Raw genomic sequence first — 13,619 nt, 5'->3', positions numbered from 1 at the left:
TTTAATTATTGTATAATTTATAAATCTGTGTTTTTTCACCTAACCAACTTTGAAGTTTAGCATATATTTTATCTTGATCTTTTTTAGAAAAATGTTTAATTCTAGTGCTATGATCTGAGTTAGCTAAAACCATTTTAAGGGCATCAACTTCTGGCTTTGGAGTTGGTGCACATGCACCCCAAGGGTCGTATGCTCCATAAATATATAAAATATTATTACCTTTATTTTCAGCATAGTTTCTAACATCCTTAATATATTTTGAATTGTAAGTTAGATCTACATCTTTAGGAGCAAATCTTTTGTTAGAGGTACTTGTAACTACTTTTAGTAAATCTTTTACAGGGGCAAAATCAAACCCATAATATCCTAATTCTCTCATGTGCTGATAAAATGAAGGAAGATATTTCTTATAACCTTTATCTGAATAAAATCCAATACCCACAGCTTTATGTATGTAGTTTACTAAATCTTTAATAGGCGCATCAATTGAAGGAATTTCTTCACAGTTACCGCCTCTCCATTGCCAGAATGAAAAAGGAAACTCTAAAACAGCATATTCTAAAGCTTCTTCATGTGGAACCTCGTTAAATTGTAAATTATTCTTAGCTGCAATTTCCTTAAAAGCATCAAGTGCTTTTGTTCTATTTTTTAAAACTTTTCTTTGTAGGTTTTTAATCTTGTCTCTACATTCAGAGCTTCCAACAGAGTTAATTAAATTAGTAGTACGTTGGTCTTCTAATCCATTAATCATAGGAGCAACATAAGGAACAGCAACATCAATATCGTTTGGATATTTTGATTTGTAAATTAACGTAGTTTCTCCTCCTTTACTAATTCCTGAAGAAATCCATTTGCCTTTGTACAAAGTTTTAAGTTTGGTAACAAGATTATGGTAATCTTCAATAGCATTATCGTTTGTTAAGTGTTTCCAAGGAAGTGGTTCTGGTCTTGATTTACCATACATACGATACTCTACAATAATTTGATTTCCTTTAAATACTTTACTTATTTCACTAGTTCTATTATATGAAGCATAACCATCAGTGATTAAAACAGTAGGATTAGCATAAGCACTATGTGAAACATATATATAATGCTTAAAAGTCCCTTCTGAAGGATTTTTAGGATTGAGGTTTTGATCTAAAATAACTCTATATGATTCACTAAAATGATCTTTACTTGCTATAGAATCAATTTCAGCTTTTGGAAATAAAGTTTGTAATTGAGTTTTAAAATTTTGAACTTTAATATCTTCTTTTGAAGATTTACATGCTAAACCAATAAAGGCTAAAAAAACGAATACAATTGTATTTCTAAGATGTTTCATAAAAAATAATTTATAACATAAAGATACTAGCTCTCAGAAATAGCTAGTGATACTATTTTAGCTATAGTTTGTATAATATTATTCTTTATTATGGTAATATTGAATGTAGTTTTTAAGAATTTAATACTTTTAGTATCATGAATGAAATTCTACAAATATCAGACACGTTTATTGAGCAAAATACAGTGTTTTTAGAGTTAGTAAACGAGTTAAAAAAAATGTTTTCTTGTAATGAGATAATAGTGCCTATGAGGCACCATCATGATTTTCCAAATCCTGAATTGAAATCTGACTCAACATTATTATTAATGCCTGCTTGGAACCCCAGTAAGAATGCAGGAGTTAAAATAGTAACAGTAAGTCCAGAAAATGGACAGTTTAATATGCCATCAATACAAGGAACTTATATTTATTTAGATGCCATAAAAGGAAGCATAAAAGCTATTTTAGAAGCCAAGAGTTTAACGGTTAAAAGAACAGCAGCAGCTTCAGCTTTAGCGTCATCATTTCTGTCAAGAAAAGATTCTAAAAGTTTATTGATGATAGGTACTGGTGCATTATCTGTGAATTTGATTAAAGCGCACGCATCGGTACGTGCTATTGAAAAAGTTTATGTTTGGGGGCGTAATTATGAAAAAGCAATAAGAATTTGTGACCAATTAAAAGGAGAGGATTACATAAGTGTTCCTGTTAAAAATATAGAAGATAAAATTTCAGAAGTTGATATCATATCTAGTGCAACATTATCTCCTAAGCCTTTGGTTTTAGGAAAATACTTAAAAGAAGGTCAGCATGTAGATTTGGTAGGTGCTTATAAAAAGGATACAAGAGAAGCTGATGATGAGGCGGTTAAAAAGTCATTAATTTATGTAGATACTTATCAAGGAGGGTTAAAAGAAAGTGGAGATATATTAATTCCATTACAGAGAGGTATTCTAAAAGAAGAAGAGGTGAAGGCTGATTTATTTGAATTATGTACAGATAAAAAAGAAGGTAGAGTATCTTCAAGTGAAATTACTTTTTTCAAATCTGTAGGTCATGCGTTAGAAGATTTAACAGCTGCTAATTATTATTATAAAAAATATACCAATGAGTAAAACATATCAAAATATTTTAAAAAATACTGAATTTAGTGTACCAGAAAATTGGATGCAAATTAAAACTATTGATATGCATACTGGAGGTGAACCTTTACGGGTAATTGTAGATGGTTTTCCTGAATTGAAAGGGGACAATGTATTAGAATATAGACGTTATTGTAAAGATAATTATGATTATTTGCGTACAGCATTGATGTTTGAACCTAGAGGACATGCCGATATGTATGGTTGTATTTTGTTACCACCAAATGATGATGATGGCGATTTTGGTGTGATTTTTTTACATAATGAAGGATATTCTACTATGTGTGGACATGCAATTATTGCAATTTCAACATTAGCAATAGAAATGAATTGGATACCCATAAAGGAGGGAGATAACATTTTAAAAATAGATGCTCCTTGTGGAAGAATAACATCTTATGCAAATGTTAAAAACGGAAAAGTAACTGGAGTACGCTTCCATTGTGTTCCAAGCTTTGTAGTTGGTTTGGATAGAGAGGTGATTTTAGACGGAATAGGACAAGTGACTTATGATTTAGCTTACGGTGGTGCATTTTATGCTTATGTTGATATGGCTAAAAATAATTTTGACTTTGATTTAACTCCAAAATCATATCGACAATTAATAGCAAAAGGAATGGATATAAAGCATGCTGTAATGGAAGTTGATAAAGAAATTTTACATCCGTTTGAAAGTGATTTAAGTTTTTTATACGGAACCATTTTTATAGATAATACGAAACAATCTTCAGGAGTTGATAGTAAAAACGTTTGCATTTTTGCAGAAGGTGAAGTAGATCGTTGCCCTACAGGTTCAGGAGTGTCAGGGAGGATGGCTATACATAAAAAAAGAAAAGAAATAGGTTTTGGTGATACTATGAGTATTGAAAGTATAACTGGTTCAGTATTTAAAGGATCGGTAGTTTCAGAAGAAGATTATGGAACTTTTAAAGCTGTAATACCTCAAGTAGAAGGAACTGCACATATAACTGGAAAACAAAATTTTATTATTGACCCTCAAGACCCTATGAAAAAAGGATTTGTATTTAGGTAACATATTGTTGAGTGTATTTTTTTTATAAAACACCAACTAGTACCTACCAGTTGGTGTTTTATTTAATATATTCGTAGAGTGAAGATTAGTATAAAAGATAAAGTAGGATTACCAAAGTATAAACAAATTATAAAGTCTATTGAAGAGGCTATACTTAATGGTACTTATAAAAAAGGAGATAAACTTCCTTCTATAGGAGAAACTAAAAAAGAGCTTTCAGTTTCAAGAGATACAGTATTGTTGGCTTACGGTGATTTAAAAGCAAGAGGGATAGTACAATCAATACCAGGTAAGGGGTATTATATAAATAGTGAGAGTATTAATATTCGTCAAAAAATATTTTTACTTTTCGATGAGTTAAATGCTTTTAAAGAAGATTTATATAATTCCTTTTTAAACAAATTAGGAAATAACATTGAGGTAGATATTTTCTTTCATCATTTTAATTATGATGTTTTTCAAAAGCTAATTTTTGATAATCTAGGAAAGTATAATTATTATGTTGTGATGCCTGCTAAGTTAAATAATCTTAATAGTGTTTTGGAAAGGTTACCAAAAGATAAAGTATATATTTTAGATCAAACAAAAGAAGAGATTTCGGAATATCCTTCAATATTTCAAGATTTTGAAAAGGATATTTATAAAGGATTGGTAGGATGTAAACATTTACTTAAAAAGTATAAGCAATTAATTTTTCTTTTTGACAAAGAAAAACAACCAGATGGGTTGCTACTTGGTTTTCAAAAATTCTGTAATGATTATAATGTTACTGGTAAGTGTATTAAAACTTTAAATGATTACAAAATTTGCAATGGAGATGTATATATAATTCCTGATGATAGAAATTTAATTAGAATAATAAAAGAGTGCAAAGAAAGTCAATTTGAAATATCTAAAGATATTGGGGTTATTTCATATAATGATACATTATTAAAAGAGATTGTAGAAGGTGGTATTACAACTATATCTACAGATTTTGAAGGTATGGGAGAAAGATTAGCATCAATGATAATTAATAATGAAAAAGTAAAAATAGCAAACCCTTATAATTTAATACTTAGAAAATCTTTATAAATATTGGAGTTAAAAAATAACAATACAAATTTAATTCACTTAGAACTTGGTAATTCTAAAGCAGATATTTCACTGTGTAATGGAGGTGCTTTAACGAAGTTATTACTTAATGGAAAAGAAATAATTAATGATTTTTCAAAGGAAGAACCCTATCTTAAGTCTTATGCTTCAGCTGTTTTATTTCCTTTTGTGAATAGAATTTTTAAAGGTGAATATATTTATAAAAAAGAAAAGTATACGTTTGATAATAGTCATGGTTCAGAAGCCATACATGGATTGTTATATAATAAAAAATTTACTGAAATCAAGAGGAGAACAACGGCTGATAATGTAAGTGTAAAACTCCTGTACATCAGTAAAGAAAAAGTAATAGGGTTTCCTTATGATTATTCAGTTGAACTTATATATACACTTTATAAAGATAAAATAACATTAGATGTTTATGTAAAAAATGAGGACGATAAATCTTTTCCTTTTACAATTGGATGGCATCCTTATTTTTATACAGAAAACAGAAAAGATAGTTTATTGAAGTTTGATAGTAAAAGCATAATAGTACACAATGAAAAAATGATACCAATTGCTATGAAAGATTTAGATGGTAAACAAAATTTTTTGATAGGTAATCAAAATAGGGATAATTGCTATGAACTTAAAAATGGAAAGGCATCCTTGATAACATCCAACTATAGTATAGATGTTAAATCGTCCAATACCAATAATTTTTTACAAGTGTATACTTCTGAAATAGAAAATTATATTGCTATTGAACCTGTAACAGGAATTGCAAATAGTTTTAATAACAAAATAGGTTTAAAAGAACTCAGTTCACAAGAAACATTTAATATTAAATGGACAATTCAATTACAGAATGGTTAAAAAAATAAATATAATATTAGTTTTATCTATTGTGTTGTTTAGCTGTAAACAAAACAGTAATAATGGAAAGGGAATAAAGTTAAAAGAGTATTCAAATATTCTTGATTATACTTTTTCACCTCAAGAAAAATTTGATAAAAAAGGATTAGTTTTTTCTGATCAAGGGGCATGGTTTGGATATAGTTTTCATGAAAGCGTAGGTGAGTCAATAGGTTTTTCAGGCCCTTTTTTAATGACACAACAAAATGGTGTTTGGTTAACTACTTCGTTTGTAGATTTAAGTATTATTGAAAAAAATGATTTTCCTATTGCTCTACAAAAAATAAACTCAAAAAGCTATGCTAGTCATTTAGAACAAGATTTTAAAAATAAGAGTCTTGAAATTTCTCAAAAACTGGTGTATAAAAATGGTCATACGGCACTTATTAAAACTTCTATAAAAAACATCTCGAATAAAAATATTAAACTAGAACTTATTTGGGGGCATTCTCCAGTTTTTGCAAATGGATTGTCTTTTGAATTAGAAGATGAAATTTTAAAAATTAATTCAGTAAAATCTAAAGCAAAAGGTTATTTGAAATTTCCTGATAAGGTTATTGTAAAATTAGTTGATAGTTTACACTATCAGGCAAAAAATGTGGTGAGTATTAAGCCAAAAGAGGTGAAAGAATATAGCATTTCTCAAACATTTATTTTTCCTGAATATAATTGGAATAATGAACTAAAGTCAATTAAAAAAATAGACTTCGATACTATATTAAAAGAAAGGAAAAGTGAGAAGTTAAAGGAGTTAAAAAGCTTAATAGCTAACAAGAAAACAACTTTTAAAGAAGGTAAATATACCCAAGTTTTAGCAAAAGCGCAGTTAACATTACAAAATAATTGGCGTATACCTGCTGGCGAAATAAAACATGAAGGATTGTTTCCTAGTTATCACTATAAATGGTTTAATGGATTTTGGTCTTGGGATTCATGGAAACATGCAGTAGGACTTTCATATTACAATACTGAATTAGCTAAAAAACAAATAAAATTAATGTTTGATTTTCAAAATGATGATGGATTTGTAGCTGACTGCGTATATAGAGATACACTTATAGAAAAACATAATTATAGAGATACAAAACCACCATTAGCTGCTTGGGCTGTTGTAAAAATATACGAAAAAGAAAAGGATATAGCGTTTGTAAAAGAAATGTATCCAAAGCTTAAAAAATACCATGAATGGTGGTACAACAAAAGAGATCATGATAAAGATAGACTTTGCGAGTATGGTTCAACTGATGGTTCATTAGTAGCAGCGAAATGGGAAAGTGGAATGGATAATGCAATTCGGTTTGATAACTCAAAAATTCTTAAAAATTCTGAAGGAGCTTATTCTTTAAATCAAGAAAGTGTTGATTTAAATGCTTACTTATATGCAGAAAAAAAATATTTAGCATTACTAGCAAAAATTAGTGAAAAAGAAGATGATAGAGCGATTTTTTTAAAAGAAGCAGAAAAGTTAAAAGCGATGATACAGCAACAATTTTTTGATGAAAAAGAAGGATGGTTTTATGATACTAGTATTGATGGTGAAAAATTTATAAAAGGTGAAGGAAGTGAAGGGTGGACTCCGCTTTGGGCTAAAGTAGCATCCCAAAAACAAGCAGAAAAGGTAAAGGATAAAATGATGAATCCTGCAAAATTTTATACAAAAGTACCATTTCAAACTATGAGTGCAGACCATGAAAAATTTAATCCTTTAAAAGGGTATTGGAGAGGGCCTAATTGGTTAGATCAAGCTTATTTTGGAGTAAAAGGGCTTCATAATTATGGGTTTATAAATGAAGCTAATAAGGCAACAAAGCAAATTTTAGAAGGAGCAAATGGTGTTTTAGTAAAAGGTAAATCCATAAGAGAAAACTATCATCCAATTACTGGAAAAGGATTGAATGCTCAAAATTTTAGTTGGAGTGCAGCACATATTATAATGTTATTACAAAAAGATTAAAATGAATTACACAGAAATAAAAATTAATAAAAAAGAAGCTGAAGAAATTTTATTTGACCTCTTTAATATAAAAGGGGAAGTTTCAGAGTTACCAGGGGAAGTTGATTTTAATTTTAGGATAAAAATTAAAAATGAAGAAGGGTATATTTTAAAGATCTCTCGTTTAAATGAAGACGCTGGTTATTTAGATTTTCAGCAATCATTATTACGCTTTATAGAAAAAAAAGGAAGTGATTTTGAAGCGCCTAAAGTTATAACTGATAAAAAAGGAAGAGTTGTTTCTGAAATTATTGATGAAAATGGAAACATAAGAAAAGTACGCTTGTTAACATGGATTTCAGGTAGAGTATGGAGTAGTGTAAATCCTCAGTTAAATGATTTACGCTTTAGTTTAGGAAAACAGTGTGGTATATTAACTAAAGCTTTACAAGGGTTTGATCATACGGAAGCCCATCGTTATTTTGAATGGGACGTTGCTCAGTCTTTATGGACAAAAGAGTATCTCAATTTATTTTCTTCTGAAGAAAAGAAAATTTTATCTTTTTTTCAAGAACGATTTGAATTCAGTAAAGAGTCGTATGATATGCTTAGAAAAGCTGTAGTTCATAATGATGCAAATGATAATAATGTAATTGTTTCGGAAAGTTTGATTGCTCCAAAAGTAAAGGCTGCAATTGACTATGGTGATGCTATTTATACTCAGATTATAAATGATTTAGCTATTACCTGTGCATATGCTATTATGCATCATAATAATCCTTTAGATGCTTCTTTACCAATAATAAAAGGATATCATTTTGAATTTCCTTTAGAAGAAATAGAATTAAAACACTTATACAACGCTATTGCTATGCGATTAGTAATTTCAGTTACTAAATCGGCTATTAATAAGGAAAAGGAACCTGACAACACGTACTTGCTAATCTCAGAAAAACCAGCTTGGGAGGTTTTAAAAAAATGGAGAAACATTTCAGCAGAGTTTTCAGAATATTCATTTAGAGAAGCTTGTGGATATAAAGCACACCCTAATCAAGAAGTATTTGAAAAGTGGGTAGAAGAAGAAGAAATAACATTCACCGATGTATTTCCTACAATAAAAAAGGAAATCATTTATCCATTAGATTTAAGTGTTGAAAGTTTATGGTTAGGTCATAGTTCAGAATTTAATGATTTAGAACTGTTTCAATTTAAAATTAATCAATTACAAAAAAGCCAACAAGAAAAGTTAATAGCAGGAGGATATTTAGAAGCTAGGTCATTATATACTTCAGAAGATTTTAGTGTTATTGGAAATAGCGGAAGAGAAGAGAGAACAATTCATTTAGGAATTGATTTTTGGTTGCCTTCAAAAACACCAGTACATGTTCCTGTTAACGGTGTAATTGTTACTGTAACAAACAATAATAAGTTTAAAGAATATGGAGGTTTAATTATTGTAAAACATAAAGAAAATAATATTGAATTCTATACCCTGTATGGTCATTTATCAATGGATAGTTTAGAAGGTGCTAAAGTTGGTAATCCAGTTAAAAAAGGAGACTGTATAGGGTTTTTAGGAAATTCAGAGGAAAACGGAAGTTGGGCTTCACATTTACATTTTCAAGTATTATTATCAATGCTACACTTTGAAAATGATTTTCCGGGAGTAGCTTTACATTCAGAAGTTGAAGTATGGAAAAGTATTTGCCCTGATCCAAATTTATTATTTAAGTCTGAAGTTTTAAATAATCTAGAAACGAAGAGCAACCAAGAAATAATTAAGTATAGAAAACAACACTTAGGTAAGAGTCTTAGTTTACAATATAAAGTGCCTGTTAAAATGGTACGTGGTCAAGGAATATATTTAATTGATCAGTTTGGAAATAAATACATAGATACAGTAAATAACGTAGCACATGTAGGTCATGAACATAAGCAGGTTGTAAAAGCTGGACAACAACAAATGGCATTGCTAAATACGAACTCTAGGTATTTACATGAAAATATAAATCAACTAGCAAAAGAATTAATAGAAACATTACCAGAAGAATTAAATGTTTTGCATTTTGTTAATTCAGGTTCTGAAGCCAATGAGTTGGCAATTAGAATGGTAAAAGCAAATACAGGGCAACGTGATATAATTGCTTCTGAAGTTGGGTATCATGGAAATGCAAATATATGCATAGATATTTCTTCGTATAAATTTGATGGTAAAGGAGGATCAGGTGCACCTGAACATACACATATTATACCATTACCAGATACTTTTAGAGGGAAATATACAGATAAGGATGCTACTAATAAATATGCAAAAGAAGTATTAAAACAGATAGTCAAAATAAAAGAGAAAGGTAGAAACGTAGGGGCTTTTATAATTGAACCTATTATTTCTTGTGGTGGACAAGTAGAATTACCAGAAGGTTTTCTAACTAAGGTATATGAATATGTACGTAATGAAGGAGGCTTATGTATATCTGATGAAGTACAAACTGGTTGTGGACGAATGGGAAAAACATTTTGGGGATTTCAATTACATAATGTAGTTCCAGATATTGTAACAATAGGTAAACCTTTAGGAAATGGACATCCATTAGCTGCTGTTGCTTGTACTCAAAAAGTAGCTGATAGATTTGCAAACGGAATGGAGTATTTTAATACGTTTGGGGGTAATCCTGTTTCATGTGCAGTTGGTAAAGCAGTTTTGGAAACTGTAAAAAATGAAGGACTACAGAAAAATGCGCTAGAAGTAGGTAATTATTTAAAGGACGAGTTAAAGAAGCTTGCAAGAGATTACCCTATTATAGGTGATATTCGTGGCCAAGGCTTATTTCTAGGAATAGAATTAGTTACTAAGAATATGAATCCCTTAGCAGAAGAAGCTTCGTATTTAGCAAACAGAATGAAGGATCATAAAATTTTAATGAGTACTGATGGTGTAGACAATAATGTTTTAAAAATAAAGCCTCCTATGGTGTTTTCTAAAGATAATGCGAATGAGCTATTATTCTATTTAAAGAAAATATTTAAAGAAGATTTTATGCAAAAAAGTAATATAGAATGAAAAGGAAACTGAACATAGTTACTTTTAGTATTAGTGTATTATTATTAATTAATAGTTGTAAAACCAAATCATTAATTGAAGTTTCTAAACAAGTAAATCATTATAACCATAAAGTTTTTGAAGAAAATAAGCTAGCACCAAGAGCTTCTTTTTTTGGTTATGAAACTTCTAACCTTCAAAAAAAAGAAGAATCTAAAAGATTTATAAACCTGAACGGGAAATGGAAGTTTCATTGGACTAAAGATCCTAAAAAAAGACCAAAAACATTTCAAAACATCAATTTTGATGATACTGATTGGAAAACAATTCCTGTTCCAGCAAATTGGGAAGTGGAAGGCTATGGGTATCCAATATATTTAGATGAACGTTTTCCTTTTACTACTAAGTGGCCGAATGCTCCAGAAGATTATAATCCAGTAGGAACCTATAGAAAAAAAATAGACCTAAGAAGTGATTTTTTATTAGAGGATGTTATTTTACACTTCTCTGGAGCTAAATCTGCAATGTACGTATATGTGAATGGAAACTATGTTGGATATTCACAAGGAAGTAAGACACCTGCTGAGTTCAATATTTCTTCTTATCTAACTAAAGGTTCCAATATAATAGCTCTTCAAATGTTTCGTTGGTCAGACGCAAGTTATTTAGAAAGTCAAGATATGCTTAGAATGAGCGGAATTGAAAGAGATGTTTATTTGTATACTAGGCCCAAGGTTTTTATAGAAGATTTTAATATTAAAACTAATTTGGATGACTCTTATAAAAATGGAGTATTTGAAGGAACAATTTTAATAACTAATTCAACAAATAGTTTAAAAAGCAAAAAAATAACTACACAAGTAATTGATAATGATTCTGTAGTTATTTTAGAAAAAAAAGAAATAAGTATCCCTGCAAATACAACAATTAAAGTTGTTGCCCATAATAATTTGAAAGCTGTAAAATCATGGTCTGCTGAAGAACCAAATCTTTATACTTTAAAAATTTTATTAGAAGATGAAAATAGGAAAGAAGAAAATCAATACGTAACTAAAAAGATAGGATTTAAAAGAGTTGAAATTAAAAATGCACAGGTATTAATTAATGGCAAAGCAATTTATTTTAAAGGGGTAGATAGACACGAAACCGACCCATATACAGGTCACGTAATTTCTAAGGAATCAATGTTAAAAGATATTACTTTGATGAAACAAAATAATATTAATGCAGTACGTAGCTCTCATTACCCTAATTCTCCATATTGGTTAGATTTGTGTGATACTTATGGATTATATGTAATTGATGAAGCAAATATTGAAAGTCATCCGTTGGCAATAAGTGAAAAAACACAAATAGGTAATGAAATGAGTTGGTTACCTGCACATTTAATGCGTACAAAACGAATGTATTATAGAGATAGAAATCATGTGTCTATTTATTCATGGTCATTAGGAAATGAAGCAGGAGAAGGAAAGATTTTCAAAGCCACTTATAAATGGTTAAAAGACCATGATAAAAATAGAATAGTACAGTATGAGCCAGCAGGGAAAGAAGATTATACAGATGTGTATTGTCCAATGTACCCTAAGCCTGAATACTTAATTAAGCACGGGGAATCTAAATCTAAGAAACCATCTGTAATGATTGAATATGCACATGCAATGGGGAATTCAGTAGGGAATTTACAAGACTATTGGAATATTATAGAAAAGTATCCTAATTTGCAAGGAGGTTATATATGGGATTGGGTAGATCAAAGCCTAGAATATAAAGATGAAAAAGGAAAACCTTATTTGGCTTATGGACACGATTATCATCCTGATTTACCAACAGATGGTAATTTTTTAAATAATGGATTAGTAGACCCCTATAGAAATCCTCATCCACATCTTTCAGAAGTTAAAAAAGTATACGAGCCAGTACATTTTGAGTATATAGGAAATGGTAAAATAAAGGTAACAAACAAGAATTCTTTTACTGATTTATCTGATAAAATTATATCATGGAAATTATTAGAAAATGGAAAAGAAATTTTAAAAATGAAGGAAGAAAATATTGATATAAAACCTCAAGAGAGTGTAGTTTTAAATATTGGAAGTTTACCTAAGTTTCATTCATTAAAAGAGTATATTTTCCAAGTTAGTTTGTGTCAAAAAAATAAAATGAATTTAATTCCAGCTAATCATGAAGTGGCTTGGGATGAATTTGTGCTTCAAAAAAGAAATCTCTTAGACGAAAATGAAAATAAAGGAAATAGGCTAACGATTAATTCAGGAGAAAATACTTTAGAAGTTAAAAATGATAAAGTAATTTTAAAAATTAATGCTATTTCTGGAGAAATAAATTCGTGGGTTTTTGAAGGAGAAGAAATAACAAAAGAAGCGATTCGTCCTAACTTTTGGAGACCACCCACCGATAATGACCTTGGGAATGGAATGGATAAATGGGCTAAGATTTGGCAAAATGCTACTTATGATTATACTTCTAAATTAGTAAAAAAACCAATAGTAACTGATGAAGGAGTCTTTTATGAAGTAGAATATTATTTACCCGATAACATAGCAATAGTAAAAGTATTTTATAGTTTAAATAACAACGGTAGTTTAAGTATTCAATATAGATTTAATCCATTAAAAAAAGAATTACCAAATATCCCAAAAATAGGGATGTATGTTACATTACCTAATGATTTCGAAGTAATTTCATGGTATGGTAAAGGACCAGAAGAAACTTATTGGGATAGAAAAACTGGTCAAAAAACTGGTGTATATTCAAGTGAAATTTTAAAACAATTTCATAGATATTCAAGACCTCAAGAAACAGGAAATAAAACAGATGTTCGTTGGGTAAAAGTAGTATCAAAAAAGTTGTCTTTGAAAGTTACTGGGTTAAATCAGAACCTATTAAATACAAGTATATGGCCCTTTCGTATGAAAGAAATAGATTTTTCTAGCGAAGAAGCTAGTGTTTCAGCCTCTGGATTGGTGCCAGTAACTAAAAAACATGGAGCCGATATTCAAATAGGAAATACAATTCAATGGAATATTGATTTTTTACAAATGGGAGTAGGAGGAGACACTTCTTGGGGAAGATTAGTGCATCCAGAATATACCATACCAGCAAAATTACCTTATAAATATTCATTTATAATACAACCTAAAAAATTATAG

The 13,619-nt window shown here is 29.5% G+C and carries 8 protein-coding genes; 7 read left to right on the top strand and 1 reads right to left on the bottom strand.

The window, feature by feature from the left end:
- Nucleotide 1: 1 nt before the first annotated feature.
- A complete protein-coding gene (locus DS884_RS15550) occupies nucleotides 2-1,327 on the bottom strand; it encodes a S28 family serine protease (protein ID WP_113787410.1) in 1,326 nt (441 codons plus the stop codon).
- 137 nt (nucleotides 1,328-1,464) lie between these two features.
- Here DS884_RS15550 and DS884_RS15545 point away from each other — a divergent pair, with 137 nt between their 5' ends.
- The 7 genes from DS884_RS15545 to DS884_RS15515 all read left to right on the top strand — a co-directional run bounded on the left by DS884_RS15545 (nucleotide 1,465) and on the right by DS884_RS15515 (nucleotide 13,619).
- A complete protein-coding gene (locus tag DS884_RS15545; RefSeq protein ID WP_113787409.1) occupies nucleotides 1,465-2,424 on the top strand; it encodes an ornithine cyclodeaminase family protein in 960 nt (319 codons plus the stop codon).
- Complete coding sequence (locus DS884_RS15540; RefSeq protein ID WP_113787408.1) at nucleotides 2,417-3,484, top strand: proline racemase family protein; 1,068 nt, start codon at nucleotides 2,417-2,419, stop codon at nucleotides 3,482-3,484. Before DS884_RS15545 ends, DS884_RS15540 begins: the two co-directional genes overlap by 8 nt.
- Nucleotides 3,485-3,562: 78 nt before the next feature.
- Nucleotides 3,563-4,558 carry a GntR family transcriptional regulator gene (locus DS884_RS15535; RefSeq protein WP_093871679.1) on the top strand — a complete coding sequence of 332 codons (996 nt, stop codon included), beginning with the start codon at nucleotides 3,563-3,565 and terminating at the stop codon, nucleotides 4,556-4,558.
- 3 nt (nucleotides 4,559-4,561) lie between these two features.
- A complete protein-coding gene (locus DS884_RS15530; protein WP_158530858.1) occupies nucleotides 4,562-5,437 on the top strand; it encodes an aldose 1-epimerase in 876 nt (291 codons plus the stop codon).
- Nucleotides 5,430-7,430: an MGH1-like glycoside hydrolase domain-containing protein gene (locus DS884_RS15525; RefSeq protein WP_113787406.1), complete on the top strand. Its 2,001-nt coding sequence runs from the start codon at nucleotides 5,430-5,432 to the stop codon at nucleotides 7,428-7,430. Before DS884_RS15530 ends, DS884_RS15525 begins: the two co-directional genes overlap by 8 nt.
- Nucleotide 7,431: 1 nt before the next feature.
- Nucleotides 7,432-10,470 (top strand): aminotransferase class III-fold pyridoxal phosphate-dependent enzyme, encoded by a 3,039-nt coding sequence (locus tag DS884_RS15520; protein ID WP_113787405.1) that lies wholly within the window; start codon nucleotides 7,432-7,434, stop codon nucleotides 10,468-10,470.
- Nucleotides 10,467-13,619: a glycoside hydrolase family 2 TIM barrel-domain containing protein gene (locus DS884_RS15515; protein ID WP_113787404.1), complete on the top strand. Its 3,153-nt coding sequence runs from the start codon at nucleotides 10,467-10,469 to the stop codon at nucleotides 13,617-13,619. The genes DS884_RS15520 and DS884_RS15515 overlap by 4 nt, the downstream gene beginning before the upstream one ends.

It is taken from the genome of Tenacibaculum sp. E3R01 (assembly GCF_003318185.1).
Lineage (GTDB): Bacteria > Bacteroidota > Bacteroidia > Flavobacteriales > Flavobacteriaceae > Polaribacter > Polaribacter halocynthiae.
This window is presented reverse-complemented; position numbering and strand designations above follow the sequence as displayed.